The sequence below is a fragment of the Microcoleus sp. Pol8_D6 genome (assembly GCF_036700965.1).
Classification (GTDB): Bacteria; Cyanobacteriota; Cyanobacteriia; order Cyanobacteriales; family Microcoleaceae; genus Microcoleus.
Map to the genome: position 1 here is coordinate 14,889 of NZ_JAUBPW010000070.1, position 21,127 is coordinate 36,015.

At 45.7% G+C, this 21,127-nt stretch carries 16 protein-coding genes; 10 read left to right on the forward strand and 6 right to left on the reverse strand.

From position 1 onward, the window contains the following. Positions 1-60: 60 nt before the first annotated feature. The 4 genes from QUA10_RS23270 (at position 61) to QUA10_RS23285 (ending at position 6,921) form a co-directional block, all read left to right on the forward strand. Positions 61-2,283 carry an ATP-binding protein gene (locus tag QUA10_RS23270; RefSeq protein WP_333084961.1) on the forward strand — a complete coding sequence of 741 codons (2,223 nt, stop codon included), beginning with the start codon at positions 61-63 and terminating at the stop codon, positions 2,281-2,283. Between the two features lie 442 nt (positions 2,284-2,725). Continuing rightward, the gene (locus tag QUA10_RS23275) at positions 2,726-4,405 is read left to right on the forward strand and encodes an AarF/ABC1/UbiB kinase family protein (RefSeq protein WP_333084949.1); all 1,680 of its coding nucleotides are present in this window, start codon (positions 2,726-2,728) and stop codon (positions 4,403-4,405) included. A 224-nt stretch (positions 4,406-4,629) separates the two neighbouring features. Beyond that, positions 4,630-5,715 (forward strand): galactose-1-phosphate uridylyltransferase, encoded by a 1,086-nt coding sequence (galT, locus tag QUA10_RS23280; RefSeq protein ID WP_333084950.1) that lies wholly within the window; start codon positions 4,630-4,632, stop codon positions 5,713-5,715. 93 nt (positions 5,716-5,808) lie between these two features. Next, positions 5,809-6,921 carry a M24 family metallopeptidase gene (locus QUA10_RS23285; RefSeq protein WP_333084951.1) on the forward strand — a complete coding sequence of 371 codons (1,113 nt, stop codon included), beginning with the start codon at positions 5,809-5,811 and terminating at the stop codon, positions 6,919-6,921. Positions 6,922-7,197: 276 nt separating this feature from the next. Here QUA10_RS23285 and QUA10_RS23290 read toward each other — a convergent pair whose 3' ends face one another. The 4 genes from QUA10_RS23290 to QUA10_RS23305 all read right to left on the reverse strand — a co-directional run bounded on the left by QUA10_RS23290 (position 7,198) and on the right by QUA10_RS23305 (position 13,036). Further along, the gene (locus tag QUA10_RS23290; RefSeq protein ID WP_242725377.1) at positions 7,198-7,449 is read right to left on the reverse strand and encodes a TIGR02450 family Trp-rich protein; all 252 of its coding nucleotides are present in this window, start codon (positions 7,447-7,449) and stop codon (positions 7,198-7,200) included. A gap of 412 nt (positions 7,450-7,861) precedes the next feature. Then, positions 7,862-8,953: an RNA-guided endonuclease TnpB family protein gene (locus QUA10_RS23295; RefSeq protein WP_333084952.1), complete on the reverse strand. Its 1,092-nt coding sequence runs from the start codon at positions 8,951-8,953 to the stop codon at positions 7,862-7,864. Between the two features lie 526 nt (positions 8,954-9,479). Continuing rightward, a complete protein-coding gene (locus QUA10_RS23300) occupies positions 9,480-9,704 on the reverse strand; it encodes a hypothetical protein (RefSeq protein WP_006635912.1) in 225 nt (74 codons plus the stop codon). A gap of 1,496 nt (positions 9,705-11,200) precedes the next feature. Then, positions 11,201-13,036: a caspase family protein gene (locus QUA10_RS23305; RefSeq protein WP_333084953.1), complete on the reverse strand. Its 1,836-nt coding sequence runs from the start codon at positions 13,034-13,036 to the stop codon at positions 11,201-11,203. Positions 13,037-13,317: 281 nt separating this feature from the next. On the opposite strand from QUA10_RS23305, the gene QUA10_RS23310 reads away from it, so the two are divergent. From QUA10_RS23310 to QUA10_RS23330, 5 genes are all read left to right on the forward strand, one after another. Further along, positions 13,318-14,019 (forward strand): V4R domain-containing protein, encoded by a 702-nt coding sequence (locus QUA10_RS23310; RefSeq protein WP_333084954.1) that lies wholly within the window; start codon positions 13,318-13,320, stop codon positions 14,017-14,019. 95 nt (positions 14,020-14,114) lie between these two features. After that, a complete protein-coding gene (locus QUA10_RS23315) occupies positions 14,115-14,381 on the forward strand; it encodes a hypothetical protein (protein ID WP_333084955.1) in 267 nt (88 codons plus the stop codon). A 170-nt stretch (positions 14,382-14,551) separates the two neighbouring features. Beyond that, positions 14,552-15,022, forward strand: coding sequence for a phycobilisome protein (locus QUA10_RS23320; RefSeq protein ID WP_333084956.1), 471 nt, complete (start codon positions 14,552-14,554; stop codon positions 15,020-15,022). Between the two features lie 64 nt (positions 15,023-15,086). After that, a complete protein-coding gene (locus QUA10_RS23325; RefSeq protein ID WP_333084957.1) occupies positions 15,087-15,749 on the forward strand; it encodes a V4R domain-containing protein in 663 nt (220 codons plus the stop codon). Between the two features lie 242 nt (positions 15,750-15,991). Then, positions 15,992-17,158 (forward strand): pentapeptide repeat-containing protein, encoded by a 1,167-nt coding sequence (locus QUA10_RS23330; RefSeq protein WP_333084958.1) that lies wholly within the window; start codon positions 15,992-15,994, stop codon positions 17,156-17,158. A 17-nt stretch (positions 17,159-17,175) separates the two neighbouring features. Here QUA10_RS23330 and QUA10_RS23335 read toward each other — a convergent pair whose 3' ends face one another. Both QUA10_RS23335 and QUA10_RS23340 read right to left on the reverse strand, forming a co-directional pair. Then, entirely contained in the window at positions 17,176-17,646 is a 471-nt protein-coding gene (locus tag QUA10_RS23335) for a phycobilisome protein (protein ID WP_333084959.1), read from the reverse strand. Positions 17,647-17,684: 38 nt separating this feature from the next. Beyond that, positions 17,685-18,167, reverse strand: a complete 483-nt coding sequence (locus QUA10_RS23340) for a 2Fe-2S iron-sulfur cluster-binding protein (RefSeq protein ID WP_006635922.1) — start codon at positions 18,165-18,167, stop codon at positions 17,685-17,687. A 500-nt stretch (positions 18,168-18,667) separates the two neighbouring features. On the opposite strand from QUA10_RS23340, the gene QUA10_RS23345 reads away from it, so the two are divergent. Continuing rightward, entirely contained in the window at positions 18,668-20,605 is a 1,938-nt protein-coding gene (locus QUA10_RS23345; protein ID WP_333084960.1) for a serine/threonine-protein kinase, read from the forward strand. Positions 20,606-21,127 lie beyond the last annotated feature (522 nt).

Below are 21,127 nucleotides of genomic sequence, written 5' to 3' on the forward strand. Positions count from 1 at the left end.
AAGGTTCTAAATTGGCAGCGGGAGCAGGCTCAAACATCTTAGAATAAAGGCTTGGTTGCCATGATCGATCGCCAGGGAAATCAAGACTTTACTTCGATCGACCGATCGCCGTCAGAGTCTTGCACTTTGTATTTTCCGCAAATCGCAGAACCAGTATCAGTCCAAAAATTTCTGGATCGTCTTATGCAGTTCCAGGTCGATCCTGCCCTTCTTGGGCGACAAATTTGCCAAATTCTCGCCACCAGCTTTGATCGAGAACTCCTGCTGCTGCAAATAGCCAATACTTTGGGGGTGGCATGGGGGGCAGATTTCTGTTTAGTTACTGCTGTGGTTGACCAAAAAGTAGTACATCCGAATGCTTACTGGCAAAATAGCAGCGATTTCCCCTATGTTGCCGGTGTTGCCGATTCCACCGAAACACCGGAACACCCCCAAACCCCTAGATTAAAACCGCCTAGCATATCACTCGAACATCCCGTTTGGGCAAACTTCCTAGCAGACGGCGAGATAGTGGCGATATCCGACTATATTGATATTCCGGCAGATTCATCGCCCAATTCCCCTGTGACTGCGCTGCCTTTTCGGGCAATTCTGGCAGGGCCTGCGCGATTTGGAGGGGCTGTAAATGGGATGATGATTGTTGGTAAGTCGCAACCTCACGAGTGGTCGGTAGCAGATCGGCAGCGCCTTGAAGCAGCATCAGACGCGATCGGCAGCGCGATTTCTCACATTCAAAAAACTCAAGAAATTGCCAGCTTAAACGAACAGTTACAGCGACAAGCTAAATACAAAAATCTTCTCAGGTCAGTTGCTGCATCGATCGACACAAATTCAGAAGTCGATCGAATATTGCAGCAAGTTATTGAAAATACCGTCGATACCCTGGAAGTAGATAGAGGCCAAATCCTGCTATTGAAATATACAGATCCTCTATTTACAACTCGCTCCCCCCAAACTCCCAAAGCGAAAATCGAATTAGTTTGCGAATCCGTTGCAAAAAAAAATCCAAAGAAACAGCCAATAGCAAAAAGCGCTACCGGAAAAAAAAGCTCAACATCCAAAACAAAAAACAAAGATAAAACTGCTAATCCCCCATCCAAAATCCCCAACTCACAACCAAATAACTATCCCGCTTTTTGGCTGTCAGAATCTAATTTGTGCCACCAAGCATTCCACAGCGCACCCAAACCCCTCGCCCTCGCTGATGCAGGCGCATTAATCGGCAAAGAACAAGAAGCAGCCACAGAAATTTTGAAACTCCAAGACATTCGCGGCTTGCTGCTGGTTCCCCTCACTGGCCGTAGCTACCAGGACACTGTTTTGGGTTTCTTGGTTTTGCAGCACTCGAAGCCGCGCCATTGGAACCCAGAAGAATTAGAAGTTCTCGAATCAGTCAGCGCTCAAGTGAGCAAGATGATTACCCAAACTCAAACGCTTAAGGAATTGCAAACCTTAGTCTTCGACAGAACCTCTCAGTTGCAGCAAAGCCTCGACGTGCAGGGGAAACTGTACGAACAATCTGCCAATCAGCTAGAGCAAATGCGGAAATTGAAGCTGATTAAAGACGAGTTTCTCAGCACTCTGAGTCACGAGTTGCGTACCCCTTTAACAATCATGAAGCTGGCGATTCTGATGCTCAAACAAGCTGAACTGCCATCAGCGAATCGGACTAAGTATCTCGACATTCTAGAACAGCAGTGTTCTAAGGAAACTGCTCTGGTTAACGATTTGCTGGCCCTCAAGCAGTTTGAGCCTCAGCAAGTCCCGATTTCTCTAATCAAAATCGATCTCAACCGTTTGTTTCAAGATTTAGCTGGGGATTTTGAAAAACAGTGGGCGGATAAGCAATTGACTCTTAAGGTGGATTTGCCCAAGTTGACCCCTTGCTGGGAAACTGATCTGGACATTCTCAATCGGGTACTGCTGGAACTGCTGACGAATGCTGGAAAATACTCTGCTTCTGGAACGGCGGTAGTTTTGGAGGCGTCTGAGGCAGCCGGGTATATTGTCCTGAGCATCTCTAATTTCGGGCGTGGCATTTCTGCTGCTGATTTGCCCCACATCTTTGATAAGTTCCGCCGTGGCACTGGCATTACTGACCAAGCTATCGCCGGTACGGGTTTGGGTCTGGCGCTGGTAAAGTGTTTAGTGCAGCACTTGAATGGTACTATTGATGTATCAAGCTGTCCGGTCCAAAGTTCAGAAGCTGACACTTTGTGGCGCACATCTTTTACTTTGACTCTGCCGCAATTTGCAGTGGCACTCTGTAATGTAGAAGAATAGTTCGGTTGAGAAGTTCTTGGGAATTGGCAGCGAACAGGCAAAATGAGAAGACTGGCCAGAAAAGAGAGATTTGGAAATGTCGTAAACACTACCACGTCCTCTGTTTTGAATTGTTGATCTGGTTGCCGTCTAAATTGCCGGTTCTCGATTGCTGATTTTCCACAGGACTTATATTATGTCTGGTTATTAACCCGTAATTAGCGCCTGTTTGTAGTGAGTACGACTGTCCTATATTTATGAATTAATCAGGACTTGTATTACTTACTAGGAACTTAATTATAATTGTATAGTCGGATATGATATTACGCAAGATAGACCAAAAAAACTGAGTTTTTTAACTGTTTCAAAAGCCTGCCACCCGTATTTTCGTACCAGCGGGTTTCTGCGTCCTAGATTGTTCCCTAAAAATTGTCATGGTGCATGGAATTTGATCGCCAATATTATGCTCACAAAAGCAGCACCTAAAACCCTGCGTTGGCAACGTTCTAAATATTCGCCACTGGCACGGCAAATAGACATTTTTGCAGCGGCGGGAAAGTTTATGTTTTTTTTGTGGTGGGACGCACTGCTGCAAAATAATTCGCCTCACACAAGAAGAATTCGCGCTCATTGGTTGGTCAATACTTTGCTGAATTTAGGCCCGACTTTTATTAAAATCGGGCAGTCTCTCTCAACTCGGGCGGATTTGTTGCCGCTTGAGTATGTGAAGGAACTCGAACAGTTGCAGGATCGGGTTCCTCAGTTTAGTTCGGAAGAGGCGATCGCTCTTGTAGAATCAGAGTTAGGCAAGGATATTTATGCTTTGTACCGCGATTTTGACCCGTCGCCGATCGCTGCTGCGAGTCTGGGACAGGTGCACAAAGCAAGGCTGCACACCGGGGAAGATGTGATTGTAAAGGTGCAGCGTCCGGGTTTGGAAAGTTTATTTGATTTGGATGTAAAGGCGGTGCGCCAAGTGATGCGTTTTTGCGATCGCTATCTGCCTGCGACGCGCAAATATGACCTAGAATCTATTTATCACGAGTTTTTTAAGATTTTATATCAAGAAATTGACTACCTGCAAGAAGGTAAAAATTCCGATCGCTTTAGCCATAATTTTCGAGAATATCCTCAGATTATTGTCCCGAAAGTCTACTGGCAATACACTACTAAAAAAGTGCTAACTCTAGAATATGCACCAGGGATTAAGGTGGACGACCGCATTAGTTTAGAGGCGATTGGAGTCGATATTGTGAAGCTCAATCAACTGGGAATTTGCTGTTATTTGAAACAGTTGTTAATTGACGGTTTTTTTCAAGCTGACCCGCATCCGGGAAATTTGGCGGTGACAGAAGATGGTAGCTTGATTTTTTACGATTTTGGGATGATGGCTGAGGTGAAGTCTCTGGCTAAAGACCAAATGGTTAAGACTTTTTTTGCCGTGATGAGAAAGGATACTGACGAGGTAATCAATACTTTAATTAAGATCGGCTTGGTTGAGCCGATGCCGGATATGATGCCGGTACGCAGGCTGATTGCTTTTCTGTTGGATAAGTTTATTGATAAGCCGATCGACTTTCAAGCTTTTAATGAAATTAAGAACGAACTTTACATCATGTTCGAGCAGCAACCGTTTCGCTTGCCTGCAGAAATGATGTTTATTATCAAGTCGGTGACCACTCTCGACGGCATTGCTAGAACTCTCGACCCTGACTATAATTTCCTAGCATCTGCTCAGCCTTTTGTCAAGAGTATTGCGGTGAGCAAGGGGCGGGGAAATGCGATCGGAGAATTGGCAAGGCAAGCGCGAAGTTTTATTACATATAAGTTACGGCAGCCCAGCAAATCGCAAATTTTTCTCAAGCGTTTGGAGCAGCGAATTGAAGAGGGCGAACTGCAAATTAGAGTCCGAAATATCGAGAGCGAAAGAGCCTTGAAACGCATTAATTTAGCCCTGAAAACTCTAATTTTCGCTTGTTTGACTGGTTTTGTGTTTTTGTCGGGTGCTGTGCTGCTAGTGGGCGGATATCAAACGGGGGCGATCGCAGCTTTTGCGGTTTCGGGATTCGGTGGCTTGTTTGTGTTGCGATCGTTGTTAGACTTGTTGGTTAAGGAAAAGCTCGATCGAATAGTCGATCAATAAATATACTGGGTAATTGAGAATTGCGATCGTAAGCTGCTACGCATTTAAATTGAATCCAGATCCTGGATCTCCGACCGGTTCCACAATACCACACGATCGGCTGACGTTGGTACTGCCAACTCAACTTGTTAACCTAATTTGCGACTTTAGGTAGGGGCGGATTCTCAAAGCACGAAGTTATACTCCTAAAATATATTAAACGCGATCGCCCGCCCCTACAAAAAATGTACGCCCAAACATTGCTAAAACCAGACGGCCGCCCACTCACACTGTACAGCCGCTACCCAATCCCAGAAGGTATCGCGGCCGTAAGTCCCAGCAATGAACCCGTAGAGGCCAACCCCCACTTTCGCTGGCATCCTTTGCGGGGGGAATGGGTAGCATACGCCAGCCACCGTCAGGGAAGAACTTTCATGCCGCCGCCGGAATACAACCCGCTGGCAGCTACAATTAATCCTAAGTTTCCGACAGAATTGCCGCCGGGAGATTACGATGTAGCAGTGTTTGACAATCGCTTTCCATCGATGACTTTGCAAGCAAAAAATGCACCTGTAAATATTGTCGAAACTTTGCCCGCAAAAGGCATTTGCGAAGTCGTTGTGTTCACTCAAGATCCCCTGGCTTCTCTCGGTTCTTTGGAGTTATCTCACTTGGAATTGCTGTTAGAAGTATGGGCCGATCGCACTTCAGTTATCGGTAGCAATCCTGAAATTGAATACGTCTTGCCCTTTGAAAATCGCGGCGTTGAAGTCGGAGTAACTTTGCACCATCCCCACGGTCAAATTTACGCTTATCCGTTCGTGCCACCCGTGCCCGCACGGATGTTAGAATGTCAATCGGTTTACTATCAAAAAAACAGTAGCGGTTTGCTGCAAGATTTTATTCAAAAAGAGATTTCCGACAACCAGCGAATTATTTATTTAGACGAAGAGGCGATCGCCTTTGTCCCCGCTTGTGCTCGCTACCCTTACGAAGTGTGGATTGCCCCGATCGCCCCCGCTGCTACATTTATCGATTTGACCCAAAAACAGCGGCAATCACTCGCTAAGGCCTTAAAAACAGTCACCCTCAAATACGACGGCTTGTGGCATCGCCCGTTCCCTTATTTGATGGCTTGGTTTCAAGGACCCACAGACGGGAAACCCCATCCAGAAGCGCATTTGCACGCCCAATTTTATCCGCCCTATCGATCGAGCGATCGGCTAAAATACCTCGCAGGAACCGAACTCGCCGCCGGAATGTTTGCCAACGACGCTTTACCCGAAGAAAAAGCTAAAGAATTGCAAGCCGTATCTGTCAATATAAGCTGAAACCCCTTTAAATTTTCAAGTAAAGTTTGATGCAATTATTGTGGGTGGGCGTCCCGCCCGCCCAAAAAATACAATTTATATGCAATAAAGCTAATGATAAACTCATTTAACCCAGAAGTTGAAAGCAAACTTGAATTCATCCGCAAAGCCTTAACCGACACAAAAGCGATCGCCCTTCGCTTGCGAGGCACTGATTGGTTTGCCTGGGCCACAGCCGGCGGTTCCCATACAGTATTGCTAACCGCAGAAACCGGAGTGGCAGAACTTTTAATCACCGCTGAAACAGCTTGGGTTCTCACTGACGAAATCGAAGCTCAACGCTTGCAGGACGAGGAGTTGCCAGCCAACTTTAAAATGTACATCTATCCTTGGGCTGATGTTGCACAGCGCGAAGCTTTTGTTAAAGAAATTACTGGTGGCGGTAACGTCATGAGCGATCGACCAAATTCCCAAGAAACACCAATAATCGCATCTTTACAGTCTCGCAAAAAGACAATGATGTCAAGCGAAATAGAGCGATACCGGCGAGTCGGGCGTTTAGCCAGCGAAGCGATGACAGAGGTACTTTCTGCTGCCAAACCCACATGGACAGAATATCAGCTAGCGGGAGCCGGTGCAGAGGCTTTGTGGGCTAGAGGTTTGCATCCAGCCCTGACATTAGTTGCTGGAGAAAGGCGTTTGCCGCTGTACCGCCACGCCACAGCAACCGCCGAACAAATTGGACGACAAGCAATGTTAGTATTTTGTGCTAGGGGGTGGGGTTTGTATGCAAATTTAACTAGATTTGTCTCTTTCGATTTTCTTGGGGAAAAGCATTCAGAGTTGCACCGAAAAGTCAGAGAAATTGAAGCAGCGGCACTAAATTTGTGTCGGCCGGGAGTAACGCTGAATGCCGTTTATGATACGCTTAAAACTGCTTACGAAGAGCAGGGATATCCTCAAGCAATTGCGGAACACCATCAAGGCGGAACTACCGGATATTTGGCGCGCGAAATTGTGGCGAATCCGGCTACTTCAGATATTTTGGCAGAAAATATGGCTGTGGCTTGGAATCCGAGTTTGTCGGGAGCAAAAATTGAGGATACGTTTTTAATTCACAGCGACGGAACCTTGGAAAATTTGACTTTTGATCCGAATTGGCCGAGTGTAGAAGTAGCGGGAAGGTTACGCCCTGTGCCGCTGGAAATATGGGACGATCGACCTTAGTCAATTTAACTTATCGCTTTAGAGAAAAAAAGTACGCTACCCTACAAAACGCATTAATTTGAGTTCGGATCGCCGTAATTAATGTTTTGTTACATACTTAGGATTTTTCCCACCGACTTACTTAAGCAAAAACGCTGCCACATAAGGGTTTCCCGAACTTGTAGTCATGTAAAAGATTTTTCAAAACCTGCAAAGTCTCACTCCGTATTGGTTTGGATCGGAACGATAGCAGCAGGCGGCGGAAGTTCCCTTCACTCTACCCCACAGCCCTGTCTTTTAGTCGGCAGTTTCTAGTTCCTCTAATTCTTGCGTAGACTGCCATCCAGCTTGCCAGAGTGATCGGTCTTTAAGCTGTGCGGCGTTCAGCCAAAAACGGACATTTGGATCGCAAGCCGCCACCATTTCTGCAAATACCCATTTACCTTCGTTTTTTCGGTTGACCACTTGAAAGTGTCGCCACCCCCAAGTTTTTTGGTGTGAAGTCCATCGGGAACCAACTAAATAAGGAAATTTTTGTTTTTTGCTCACAGTATTTTTGTGGAAAAATATATTAGAAAGCAAGTGAATTGTAATATAGCCATCCTAAATCCTTTGTGTAATTCTTGTAGGGGCACACCCCCCGTGGTTGCCCCCATGAGGCCAGGGTGGCAAAGAAAGCCACTATCCCCTACATCTTGGTACGACTCCTGCAAGGATTGCTATCACTCGTTCTGTTGGATTATATTAATTCCCTGTTAAAGCTCGTCCAATCCTCTCCCCCTCTCCCCTTCTCTCGAACATAACAGATCATATAGAGGCGCTGCAGCTTACATGAGAGTTCACCTAAACTGCTTTGTAAAACTTACCTAAACCTATCTAAAGCCGTCTTTAGATACAATTACGAGTTTACTTCCTACGCTGTTGGGTAGTCGGCTATCCCAAGATAAGTAGGCTATCCCCCTCAAGCCGAGGGTTCCCAATTTAAAATGTTAATGCTGGCGTTCCAATCGCGATCCAAAGATATGCCACAAACAGGACAGTCAAAAGTCCGTATGCTTAGTGGCATATCTTTTTTAGTGCCACAATTAGAGCAAGTTTTGGTACTAGGAAACCACTGGTCTACCAATACCAAGTTAGCTCCATACATTTGACATTTATAGCCGAGTTGACGCTTGAATTCATAAAATCCAAGGTCAGATATTGCTCCAGCTAACTTGTGATTTGCCATCATTCCTTTGACGTTCAAATTTTCAATCTTAATTAGCTTGAAAGTTTTAGCCAAGTAAGTTGTTAACTTGTGAAGGAAATCTAGGCGAATACGAGCTATTTTTGCATGGAACCGACCGATCTTATTGTAAGTTTTACGTTGATTTCGAGAGCCTTTTACCTGCTTTGATGCTTGGCGCTGTAAAGTAGCAAGCTTGGTTTTCGCTTGCTTTAACGGCTTCGGTGCATCAAAAAATTGCTGGGTTGACAGAGTAGCAAATGACTTGATGCCGACATCGATTCCCACAGAACTTTCAGACTGCTGAACCGGGAGGCGTTCTGCATCAACGCAGAAAGAAACAAACCAGCGATTCCCTTCTTTTGAAATCGTGAAAGTTTGAGAAATAAAACTACAATCTAGGGCTTCGTAAAGCCGAAAAGTTCCCAGAGTAGGAATCTTAACAGTGTTGCCAGCGTTTAACAGAACTTTGCCGTTAGATGAATCAACCGTAAAAGATTGACCTGAGCGACGACTGGCGAATTTTGGATGACCTGAAGAACCAGAACGATATCGGCTAAACGCATCCTTCAAGTCAATCAAAGCGTTTTGGTAAACTCGGCTAGACAATTGGTTCATCCAAGCGAATTCAGGCTGCTTTTTGACGTAATTAGTGAGAACTTTTTTAATTTCGTTAATCACCTTTGAGTCTCTAAGTTTCCCCTCACTGTACATTTGAGTCCGCAAACTTAACCCCATGTTAAATACCACGCGCCGAAATCCTGCGTGTTTTGCCATCAAAGTCGCTTCCCTATTATTCAATTTGAGTGCTCGTTTGACGGCAAACATGGTTAAACCTTGTCTCGGTAATTAACTCTGGATAAGTTTAGCAAACTATTTGGTACTTAAGTTCGACTCTATCTGCAAGTAGATGCGTTTATTGTAACTTGCAGCAGTTTCGCATCGGGGTTCAAAAGTAAGGGCAGTTCAATGACTGCCCCTGTAATTAGTTATACCTATTGAATAGGATAATTTTTCAGGCGATCCACAAATAGCAAATTTATCCAGTACCAGCTAAATCGTGAATCTCAAATCTAAAAGCAAATAACCCAGGTTATAGTTGTGCAGAATAATCCTTTCTGTGAAACTTACTCAAATCTACTTTTAGAGCAGGTTTGACGTTCACTTCCTGTTTCTACCAAGGCGGTCGGCCGCTTCTTGTCCACAGGCGTGTTTTCGAGCCCAACTTTCCCTACAAACATTTTTTCAATCTTAATCGTGTTTCATTGATCCTGTACAGCTCAATAAAAACGCACTTTTAGGTAAGATTGACTAATTTCTTTGATTCTGTCGCTACCTCTTGATTACTTCCCTGTTAAGGCTTTTGCCCTGATAAGTCCAGAGGAAGTTGGGGAAGCCGGAGACGAACCGCATTTGTTTGCAACCAGAGAGTGATAGCGTGCTTCCGTTGCGGAGTCACGTACTCTCCCGGTCGGATCACGCCAGCACAGACGCCGATGTTTTTAATAAGGGTTTCTCGCTCCGATGAACTTGCACCCTGTAGCAACCTGACTTGGGCTTTGATAAAATCCACGTTCATAGCTGAAAGTAAAAGTAAGTAAAGAACTCAGTTAAATAGCGATGCTTTGATTCCGATTGTAACTCTAAAACCACTTGGTATGAATCAAATTGATTCAACATCCCCGTCCTGGGGATCGCGGGGTCTAGAGCTAGCCAACTTTATTTACTTTATCTGTTTTTGCTAGCAAAAGTGTCACTATGCTAGCAGTTTTGGCAGAATTATTTATAGTTAAGAACTGTTACAAATTTGGCTCGATTTCCACAATACGGCAGAGTTTAGTGCTAACGCTACTTTCCTGAACTCAAAAAGTTCAGCATTGTCTCCAACTCATTGCCTTCCTAGGTTTTAGACTCCCCGATTGGGAAGCGATCGCTCCGGGAACATTCCTCTTGGATCGCCCCTCTTAACACCCCCACACTGCCACATCACCCTATTGATTTAGATCGTCCGGTAGACTTGGCTGTGGACTATAACTTCAGGAATACGTGTTGTTACCGGGGCTACAATAAGCGAGCAAGTTTTTATTCTTGTTTCTCAAGAAAATATTTTTTGGATTTTCTTGCAGAACCCTTATTTGTGTTAATTAAGGCAGCTTTGTCATCTCCGGGCTAACGAAGACTCGCAGCTTGCGAATCCAGATAATTTGTACTCTGTGGCGGTGAATCTGTTTCCTGAATTCATTGGGGGCGATCGCTCCTCCGCCAGAATTGCCAGTAACGGCTCATTTTGTATACTTCATAATAGATATGTCACTGTTCATAATTTAAAAACAGTACAAGTTTCAACAGTATTCCATCCGTCTATCGCTCCTAATAGCCCACGAAGAGGGATAAAAAAATTTAACTCTGCATACCCAATTGTTGAAAGCGATTTTGCCTTAGCCACTTGCCTGAGATAGCAATTCGATATAGCCAAATTTGCGGATAATTTAAGTTAAAATAAACTATAAACTCAGGTAATAAACATACCGAATATAATTCATTCAAAAATTAACTTTTTTAGTTAATTGAAAGCTAAATTATTTAGATATTCTTCATAATTTTTAGTAAATATTTTAACACCAATGCTTATTGTTTATAACAACTAATTTGTGACGGTACAGGTGCCAATTTAGGGAACTTTGGACGTGAATTTAAAATATTAATTAACCGGGTTGCACAATTTGAGACCTTGTGGGGAGTAGGGTTAGGCGTCTCGCCTGCTCTGAAAATACACGCCTTCGGGCTCATGGGCTGATCGCAAAAAAACTTAAAATCATCACGCTATTATGCAACCCCCCATTAATAGGTCATACGATATCTTTTACTCTACAAAAACTAACCTACTAGGCAGCATATAAAATCCCCTCGCGCAGAAGCTGCCGAGGGGAAATGGTGAATAAAATTATTGGTTTTAAATTATCGATGTGTAGATCTCTCTTGGCAGTATCAAAAGGTATCGAGCGATCTATCGACCTACTTCGGCCAGTCGCTAAAATAATTTCCCGGTGAGAAACCGAGAAATTATCAACTAAATCAACCTTTTTTCTGCTGGCGTTGGAGCTTAGTTTTCCAATTGGCGATCTCCTTCTGAGCCGGCTGATAACTCTTAGTACCCGACGGCACCAGCGAAGCAGCTTCAACTGCCTCTTTCAGCTTTCCTTGAAAGCCGCGCAACTGAGCAATTTTCAGAATACTTTCGCTCCACTCTCCAATTAACTGTTGAGCTTCTGCATACTTCGGTTGACCGGGTTCAATTTTATTAGCTTGCTGGATGCCTTTACTGTAAGAAGAGGCAACCCCCCGCTTAATTTGACGCTTAGCAGCCGATAGCAAAGCAATATTTACATCCTGGTCTTTGGATAGCTCCTCCCACTGAGCGATCGCCTGTTTCGACTGATTGTAAACAGGCTGATTGACATCCGGCATCAATTTAGCCGCGCCGATCGCCCCCTGGAAATCGCCCCGAGCAGCCCGCCCGTTAGCTATATCCAAAATCGTTAAACTCCAGCGCTCAATATCCTGCTGAGCCTGCGGGTAGAGCGGATCGCTAGCCGGAATCGTTCGAGCCTTAACCACCGCTCTATTAAAACTAGAAGCCGAACCATCTTTGAGGAAAGTTTTCGCCTCAGCCCACACCTGCTGGCTGGATGGTGGCTGCTTGGTTCCAGTCCCCGCTTGCACCGCCCGCGTTTGGTTCTGTGACCCCCCAGTACCAGTAAATTTTGGAGATCCAGAGTTTTCGGCATTTTTAGCAGGCGATCGAGGATCTCCTTCTTGCTGACCAACAAAAATTGATTTGTTCGTCACAAAAACACCCAACAGTAGCACCAAAGCCGTAGCTGAACTCCATAAAACTAGCTGCTGCAAAAATGACTTATCCGACCCCCCGTTATGCTCCTCCTCCGGCTTTTGCAATTTCGGTCGATCGCCTCCCCCATCAGCCGGGCCCACAGCATTTGGTGGCGACACAGGTGGCATCTCAACCGACGAATCCTGAGCGTTGCGAACTGCCGGAGGCACATCCATTCGAGCCGTAGCCATCGCCATTTGCGGGCGATCGAACCCATCAGCCGTACCAACCGCCATATTGCCGTTGCGTCCTGCCAACGCAGCAGTTGGTACCCCTGAAGCATCGGGCAAAATCACCAAATTAGCCTTTCCTGGAGGATTCACCACCATCAAAGGTTCTTGTTTCGGACGCAAATGGTGGTCACACAGCTCCGGCAGTCGAGCGCTCAAAAAACGGTCTAAACCCTTAATAGTCATGCACTGTCCCGAGCGTAGCCCCTCCAAAAGCGCCGTCGTAAAAAACCCCTGACGCAAAGCCGAAGTTTCCCGCGAAACTTGATTAGGGCGGCAAGAAAGCACCGTCGGGATTTCCAGTTCCCGCGCCAGCTCGACCGTTTGAGAGCCGATCGTTTCCCCCGCTTTCACAATCTGGCTGCGGTTCATATCAACCAGCACCAACACCGTTTCCGTAGGAGCGTTTTTCAGAGTATTCAACAGCAACTCTACCGGAATCCCTGTACCCTGAATGTCAGCCGGATTGCCGTCAACCGGCATCAAATAATCCTTACCTTCATAGCTGACACCGTAGCCGCTAAAAAAACACCAGAGTAAATCTCCCTGTTGCACATGTTCCGCGCACAGGCTTTGGGTCAATCTCAGAATATTTTCCCGATTTGGATAGGTAGATTGACCCCACAGCGACGGCGAGCTATCGGTCATCAGCAGACATCCATCCGGCGCAAAACCCGCCTCCTCAGTCAAAAAACCGTACAGCGCCTCTGCATCCTCTTGGGCATAACTCAAAGGCTGGAGTAACTGATATTGATTGATGCCTATTGCAATACAAGCGTGATTTTTCATCCCCATATGCCCTATATATATAGTGGACAGCTTGCACAAAACGATAACACATACCCGTTTAAGGTTATACCCACTTTCGTCAGCACTCAGAGAGCAGTTGACCGCAGGCAGAACTCCCAACAAGTCCCCCAATTTAGCATCCTAGAATTTTTAATTTTTATATTGCAGTAAAAAATTATATCCTCTGCCTGCCTTTAGAAAAATAAAGTTAAATTGGATACACAGGCCCTTCTATTTGACTCTAATTTCACCAAACTACACCAAAAAGGAATAACCCGCCAATGGTCTCTACCGCCAAAAAAGAAATCTCCCCCCACAGCGAATCGTTACTGAAGCAAAATCATCCTAAAACTCACAGCCACTATAGGTTTCAGGATTTTTTTGCCTTCGATCGCCAGATGGGTACAATTGACGACTGGAATGAGTCACGCAACATTTTTACCAGCGAAGACTTCATTATCGGTTTGGTGGAGGGGCTCGAAGAAGAAGTCGGCCCCGCGTCCTCTGTCATCATGTATACTATTGGTTGCCAGTGGGGACTCCAAGATTCCGAATTTTTTCAAAAATGGTTTAGTGCCGAATACAGCCAGAACATTCGCCAGTCAAATCTCATGTTTCTGCTAGAAACTTGGTGGTGGCCTTTCACGGCTCAAGGTTGGGGTCGCTGGGAAGTAGACATGAGCGATCGCAAACACGGCTGCATCTTTATCAACCTCTTTGACTCAGCAGTTGCTCGCACTTTGGGCGACGTAGGCAAACCGGTTTGTCACCTATACGCCGGTTTGTTCGCCGGTTTCTTCGGCTCTTTAGTCAAAAAGCCTCTGAGCTGCATAGAACTCCAATGTTACTCAATGGGAGAAACCTATTGCAAGTTCCTGCTTGGCAACCCAGATAAAATTGATGCAGCAGCATTCTGGCTTAACGAAGGTGCGAACGCCCGCGATATTCAAAATCGACTGCAACACGGTGAAATATTGCGGTAAACAACCTGGAAAGGCACATCCCCTGCCCTGCCTTTCCTCCCACCAATTTCGCGATCGAAAGTGCGATGGTGAATTTCTCCAGGCAGGAAGTAAAGATGAAAAGTCAAACTTCATGGTTGGACCAATCTGTCCAAGAATTCTTTGGTCACTATAATTGGCTAGGAAAATCTTTAGAAACTCCAAATGGTTCGACCCCCGGTCAACTTCTGAGTTTAACCCAGCCTGTAGCAGACTTTTTTCAAGCTATTTCTTGGGAAGGAATTCCGGAAGTAGGTGCCCTACCCCTACCGCAACCCTTGCCAGTAATTTCTATTTCTGAACAAGCAGAAGTCACCATTGATGACCTATTTGACCTGTTTTAATCTGTGTGCCAAATGGAAAATAAAAAATAGGGCAATCCCTCATCCATCTTCCCTCACCCATCTTTCCTCATCCCTCAAAATCCATTAGTTAAACCCGTTAAATCCCGTACATAGCTCGTTGCCGAACTTCCTTCCTTTTATCAATTACCGATTACCACTTAATTAAAATCATGCACCCTGAGATTGAGGCGCTGCTGGATCAGGCAGAAAACCGCTTTTTAAAAGGCGAAGAACTCATGGCTTTTAAGCGTCAAGCTGTAACCCTTGTCCAGCGCTTAAAAATTTACGAATTTTTGCGAGAGAAGGAAGCAAGCATCTTCCAACCAGTAGCCAACAAACTACAAGAAACATTCCCCGACGAAAAACAAGAAACCTTAGAACGATCGCTCAAACACTGGGTTTTAGTCTTGCGGTACTGCGCTATGGCTATGCTGCTGAACGATCAAAATTTTCTCGAACAGCGCCTTGTAGACTGGCTTTCCGGCATAGTCGAAGCCCACCAAACTCAAAAAATCGAAGCAACTGTTTGCAATCTGCTGCAAACTCGTTTAAAAGAATTGCTTTCCGAGCAAGCCAGAGCTATATTGCAACCATTTTTCGACCAAGCCCAGTCAATTATTATTGACCAAGATAATAAATAATCTGCTTTCTTCCCAATTTCCAATTTCCAATTTCCAATTCCCGATTCCCAATTCCCAATTTCCGATGATTAATATTGCCGACTTACTCAAACAGCCCCGACTCCCTGGAAACTACTTTGCCAGCGATGCCTACGTCCGAGGCGACCTCGAACTCGGTCTCCTCGAAAACCGCAGGGGCGATCGGCTTCTAGCGCTCCCAGAAACACTGATTCAAGCCATTTATATTGGCTTAGAACAAGAAACAGGTCAAGCCTCCCGCCTCGTGCTTTTCAACTGCGGTCGCTGGTGGGGTAAAAACTTCTACGTGCGTTTTTGCGAAGAAGTCAGCGAATACTACGGTCAGCCAGTTTCTGAAATGGAAATGGTAGAATTTCTTCAGTCCTTGCAGCAGTGTTGGAAAACTCATGGATGGGGAACATTTGAGATTGACCCCAGCTATTCCGAACATGGATTTTTAATAGTAAAAATTGCTAACTCTCTTTTTGCTAAAACAGCCCCCAAGTCTAAGCGACCAGCCTGTTTTTTAGAAGCAGGTATTTTAAGTGCGTTCTTTAGTCAGCTTACGGGTCGAGAACTTCACTGTCTGCAAACATCCTGCGAATCATTGGGTTCGGATTGCAACCGCTTTATTTTAGGGCTGCGCGATCGCCTCCAACCAGCAGATTCTATGGTCGAAGAAGGAAAAGACCATGAAGCTATTCTCAGTCAACTTTTTCAAAAAAACTGACTTATTTGACAGCTATTAGTTTGTTGCTAATAGCTGTCAAATCGATTTTTGGGCAGCCATATTATCGACCGTATCATCAAAACTGTGAGTTAAATTATAAAAAAGCTCGTGAGTTAAAAAATAAGGTTTTAGCAATTCAAATAAAACCTGATGAGAACTAGCAGCTAGAAACTTCATAACTTACTCTAGAAACTCATAAAATTTAAAAGCCATCAAAACCTCAAACATTTTGCTAGAACTTAATGGACGCCAATGAACTTCTAACTCGATATGCAGCCGGCGAAAGAGATTTTAGACTGGCAAATCTGCGCGGCATTGTGTTGAGTCCGATCGATTTATACCGTTCCAGCGATGCCCCAACTCTAATTTTGGCAAACCTCAACCAACACCAGCAACGACCCTACTTAATCGGTGCGAACCTCAGCGGGGCAGACCTCACCAAAGCCCATCTGAGTCGAGCCAATCTCAGCAAAGCTGACCTCAGCGGAGCCAATCTCACCGGCGCCAACCTCATGGCAGCCAGTCTGAGCGGCGCCAATCTCATCGGAGCCAATCTCACCCGCGCCAACCTAGCCGGCTCTCATCTGAATTGGGCAAACCTAACCGGAGCAAATCTTCCCAATGCTAATCTCATAGGTGCAGATATGAGCGCCGCTAACCTCACCAAAGCCGTTCTCACCGAGGCTAATCTCAGTAAAGCATATCTGATTAAAGCCAATCTCAACGGGGCAAACTTCAAAGATGCTTACTTAAGTCTAGCGAGTTTGAAAGAGGCAGACTTGACCGAAGCACAGCTCACCGGAGCCGAATTATCCAAAGCCAACCTAGCCGGAGCCAACTTAACCCGTGCTAACCTCAGCAAAGCCAACCTTTTGAAAGCTAATCTCAGGCGAGCTAACCTCACTCAAGCCTATTTAAACGGTGCCTGCTTGATTGGATCAGACCTTAGCGAAGCTTGCTTGGATAGAGCCAATTTGTGCAAAGCAGACCTCAGCAAAACCTACCTGAGAAACATTACTTTGAATGGCAGCCACTTAAGCGGTATTAACCTCAGCGGGGCCGACCTCAGCGGTGTAGACTTGAGCCGCAAACTTTTAACTGGAATTAATATGGCAGAGGCATTGTTGAACGAAGCCAACTTGAGCGGTGCTTATCTGATGGAAGCTAACTTGAGCGGGGCAAACCTCAGCAAAGCCAACTTGAGTCTAGCCTACCTGATCAATGCCGACCTCTCTAATTCTTGTCTGCATGAAATTAACTTGAGGAAAGCTAACCTGAGTCAAGCCAACTTGCAGAAAGCTGACTTGACAGGAGCCAACCTCCGGGGAGCGATTCTCACTGAGGCGGATTTGACGGGAGCGAAGTTGATTGGAGCCACTCTTCCTAACGGCACAGTTTATCGGCGTTAACTTGTCAACTCCCTTGATTATTTGCCGAGTAAAGTACGGTTGATGTCCAGAATCGGAAAAAATAGGTTCCTTTCCTCCACCGTGAGATATTGTTTGAGAACCTTTTTCATCACATCGTAGGTCACGGTTGCACTATTTCTAACTTGAACAGCGCCTAAAATAGTTTGCAACCAAAGTAGTAGCCGATCGCGCAACCGTTCAGTATCATTAATCAACAGTGCTGCCGCTGAATGCCTCAACACCCGCACAATATCTCCACGGCACTTTTCAGTCATATCGTTAGCCCCGCGCCGAAATAAACTAGGGTCTAGAGACAGCATTTGTGCTTCCACTTGCCGCATAATTTCTGTTTCAGAGGCTTGAAGTTTTTTATAAGCACTCATCCGGTGATTCAAAGACTGAAAGTAGTCTTTCAAAAATTGGAGTTCTTCTGCACTGGCGTAGCGTCCGTCTGCTTCCGTGCTCAAACGCGCAAGTTGGCTCAACATAGATTTTTCTCTACTACTAAAATACAAACATATCAGTTTTAAGCTTCTTTAGTCCGAACTAAATACTGTCCTACTTGAAAGCGCGTTTCATTAAGCTGTGTAACGATAGAACGAGTAATTAACTTTCCCGATTCTACAACTACTTGACCCGTAATTGGGTGTAATAAGTCTTGCTGGGCCCGGCGGCCTATCAAAGCTTCAACATTTTCAATAGCATTAATGTACATCCCCGCAGGCAACTGTACAACCACACCCTCGCCCATAATTTGAGCCTGACAAGCAAGTCGCGAATTGGCTTTAGCCGTAGTAATCACTTCCAACGTTCTTCTCTCGCGGCGGTTCATGTCCGACAAGCCTTCCATGCCTTCTTTAATGTAAACATGGCAGGTAGCGCACATTCCCCGCCCCCCGCATTCCTTGAGAACGTCTAAGTCTTTGGAAAGTAAGGCAGAAAGGATATTTGATCGGGTTTCTACTGCTATTTCCTCCGCAATTGGATCTAGTTTAATAATTTTAACCATATTGATGTTTGCTCCTGTCAAGTTCAGTATTTAGCAAGTTACGATCAACTTATTCAAAGCGCAAAAAAATTTGGCTAATACTCAAAAAGGTTAAGATGCCTTGACGACAGCATCGGCTTCTGGCTCTCTAACCCCTATGGCATAACCGCACTTCTGTTTTGGTCATCGCTGTTCCCTCGCCCCGATTCCCCAGCTTAGCCTTGAAAAGCTAAAACCTTAGATACTTTCTAGATGGCATTGAAAAAACTGTAATAGTCGCGATCGACTAAAATAGCAGCCACAGGTAGTTCCAGATCGGGTACCGGCATCCGGCAAGATTGATAGTGATTCCGAAGCTCAAGGATTTTAGTAGGTGCGAGTGTGCGATCGCTCTCAAGGAGGCTGAGAATGAACCTGAGATAACATAGGCTGTACCTGGCGAGCGATTCAAAAATTTGAATTTTTGTCAGAATTATTTACATATTTTAATACTAGCTCAAGCTTTTTCTATAATTAGACCGATGCAACATTCTAAGTACCGCATTTTAGGGCTAGTCGGACAAGGACAATTTGGTCGAGTCTTTTGTGCCAGCGTTCGAGAAGCTCCCGCCCAGGACTCCCGCCTCACCAGCCAACTGGTTGCTCTCAAAGAACTTAGTCATCAGAAAGCCCCAACTAGCGAATTCTTGCGAGAGCTGTGGTTTCTGATCACCTTGCAGCACCCCAATATTGTTACCTGCCGAGCTCTAGAACACACAGCTACAGGCAGGTACTTGGTTATGGATTACTGCGAGGGAGGAACCCTCCGCAACCTGCTCAAACAAGACCGCCCCTTGCGTCTGCTCGAAGGTTTACAGCTAGTCATGGAAGTTTTAGCCGGCTTAGACTACGCCCACCGCCGAGGCGTAGTTCACTGCGACATCAAACCCGAAAATATCCTCCTAACTTTAGGAGCAAAAGGTTGGTCGCCCCGGCTTTCTGACTTTGGCATCGCGCGTCGGCTGCCAGAAATTGGTACCACTCGCCTCCACCAAGAAATTTCTCCCGACGCTACCGTAGGTTCCCCCGCTTACATGGCCCCTGAGCGGTTTTACGGTCTTTTTTCCCCGATGTCAGATATATATGCAGTAGGAATTCTGCTATTTGAATTGCTAATGGGCTACCGCCCTTTCGGGGGAACCCCCGGAGACTTGAGGTGGGCGCACCTGAATCAACGCTTGCAATTTCCCGACGCCATCCCCGAACCTTTGCAAGCAATAGTCAAAAAATCTTTAGAAAAGCTGCCAGCCCGCCGTTTTGCCAGTGCTTCCCAAATGGCTCAAGCTCTGCGGCTGATCATGTACGACCCCGCTGTCAGGCAATTGGGCGACTGCATTATTCCCTGGGAAAGCCCCACAACCATTGGTGATAAAAGTCTGAAGTCTGAAACTGGGTCTTTGCTAGAAGTTGAAGAGGAAAAAGCCTCACTGTCGGCGATTAATTTACTTGGGACTGTCCGCTATGCGCTTTCGCAGCCCAAGCCACTGATACTTCCAGCACCGTTGACCGCTTTAATTGCCACTGAAACGTATCTCTATGCTGCTGTAGGTACAGAGGTGAAGGTTTGGGCTCAGCCGGGAAAACAGCTAGTTACAGGAGAAATGTCTATTTCTATTTCATTAATGCCGGAAATCGTGCGCGGCATTTTACCTGTTTCCCACGGCTGCTGCGTTCTCACTCCGCAAAAACTTTACTGGCTCAATGAGCGCTCTTGGGAGCCTCAATGTTTGCTGGATATGGGTTTGAGGCAAGGTCCAGATGCTTTTAAAGCTGCTGTAGACTCTCACGGCAACTGGTTGACAGTAGCGGTTCCCGGCGAACTGCGTTTTTATTCTTTAGCTGGAAACAGCACTGCTGGCGATCAGAAAAAAGCCTTGAAGCTGATCGCTACTGTGCCGTTACCAGAACACTATTTACCAGAATTAATGTTTTTGGATCGGCGACACGTCTTAGCAGTTTGGCCGGACAACGAACCAAAAAATCCCCAAACTATTTTTAGAGTTTACACTCGTCGCGGCACGCCGGTGGGTTCTGTGCGGTTGTCTGCCAGCGTGGGACAGATGCTGTTGACACCTGAGCCTTATACTTTGCTGGGCATTCCTCAAGGTGGTAAAGCGGCGGTGCTGTTGATGAAATTGTGGCCACTCAAGGTAGCACGAATTCCTCTTGAAACTTTGCCCGTGTCTGCTTGTGTGGCTAATTGGGGATGGGTGTTGGCAGATGTTGCGGGGCAGATAGAAGTGTTAAACAGTCAAGGGATTCAAGTAGGGAGTTTTAGCAGCCCCGCCTCACCCCGGGCGATCGCTCCTTGGGGGAATAGAGGTTTGGTGATTGCTGTCAATATTGAGGAAGAGAGTCACTTGCACTTTTTAGATGTAGATGTTGAGGATACCAACTCGCCCTCGATCGTCAAAGGCTGATAACTGGCGTAACTGAAGGAGTTTCGGGGTGTAATTCAGGAGAGTGTATTTGCGGGCGATCGACTTCTGGGAGTTTGATCAGGGTTAGAGTAACGTATCGTTTCAACTTCTGGATTTTGAATCAGAGGAATTGTTAAGGGCGATCGGCTCAATCTGAGACCCAAACGTCCCTCAGTAAGTCCAAGAAATGCAGACACCACTTACATATATATGACTCATGCACCAGCCTGCCTCTGTAATCCTAAGCCCATGATGCAGCCTCACAGCTTACACTCTAACTTTGCCTTACCTATACTCCAAGTAAGCCCCATCATGTTGCACCACGGAGTTCTTCTACCCATGCGCGGGAAATAGTCCAGCCAAAATACGGCTTTTGGGCCAAAAAAAGACCCCATAGTTAAAAGAGGAGTCAGCCAGGGGATACCGGAGCGGTGAAGGACAGCTCAAACCTTTACTGTGTATAGGTTCCCCAAAAAATCAAAAATATTTTCACAAAACGCTTGACAACACCTTGCGGAATAA

Coding starts and splice junctions, on each gene's coding strand:
- QUA10_RS23270 (WP_333084961.1), top strand. CDS start 61: ATGATCGATCGCCAGGGAAATCAAGACTTTACTTCGATCGACCGATCG.
- QUA10_RS23275 (WP_333084949.1), top strand. CDS start 2,726: ATGCTCACAAAAGCAGCACCTAAAACCCTGCGTTGGCAACGTTCTAAA.
- galT (WP_333084950.1), top strand. CDS start 4,630: ATGTACGCCCAAACATTGCTAAAACCAGACGGCCGCCCACTCACACTG.
- QUA10_RS23285 (WP_333084951.1), top strand. CDS start 5,809: ATGATAAACTCATTTAACCCAGAAGTTGAAAGCAAACTTGAATTCATC.
- QUA10_RS23295 (WP_333084952.1), bottom strand. CDS start 8,953: ATGTTTGCCGTCAAACGAGCACTCAAATTGAATAATAGGGAAGCGACT.
- QUA10_RS23300 (WP_006635912.1), bottom strand. CDS start 9,704: ATGAACGTGGATTTTATCAAAGCCCAAGTCAGGTTGCTACAGGGTGCA.
- QUA10_RS23305 (WP_333084953.1), bottom strand. CDS start 13,036: ATGAAAAATCACGCTTGTATTGCAATAGGCATCAATCAATATCAGTTA.
- QUA10_RS23310 (WP_333084954.1), top strand. CDS start 13,318: ATGGTCTCTACCGCCAAAAAAGAAATCTCCCCCCACAGCGAATCGTTA.
- QUA10_RS23315 (WP_333084955.1), top strand. CDS start 14,115: ATGAAAAGTCAAACTTCATGGTTGGACCAATCTGTCCAAGAATTCTTT.
- QUA10_RS23320 (WP_333084956.1), top strand. CDS start 14,552: ATGCACCCTGAGATTGAGGCGCTGCTGGATCAGGCAGAAAACCGCTTT.
- QUA10_RS23325 (WP_333084957.1), top strand. CDS start 15,087: ATGATTAATATTGCCGACTTACTCAAACAGCCCCGACTCCCTGGAAAC.
- QUA10_RS23330 (WP_333084958.1), top strand. CDS start 15,992: ATGGACGCCAATGAACTTCTAACTCGATATGCAGCCGGCGAAAGAGAT.
- QUA10_RS23335 (WP_333084959.1), bottom strand. CDS start 17,646: ATGTTGAGCCAACTTGCGCGTTTGAGCACGGAAGCAGACGGACGCTAC.
- QUA10_RS23340 (WP_006635922.1), bottom strand. CDS start 18,167: ATGGTTAAAATTATTAAACTAGATCCAATTGCGGAGGAAATAGCAGTA.
- QUA10_RS23345 (WP_333084960.1), top strand. CDS start 18,668: ATGCAACATTCTAAGTACCGCATTTTAGGGCTAGTCGGACAAGGACAA.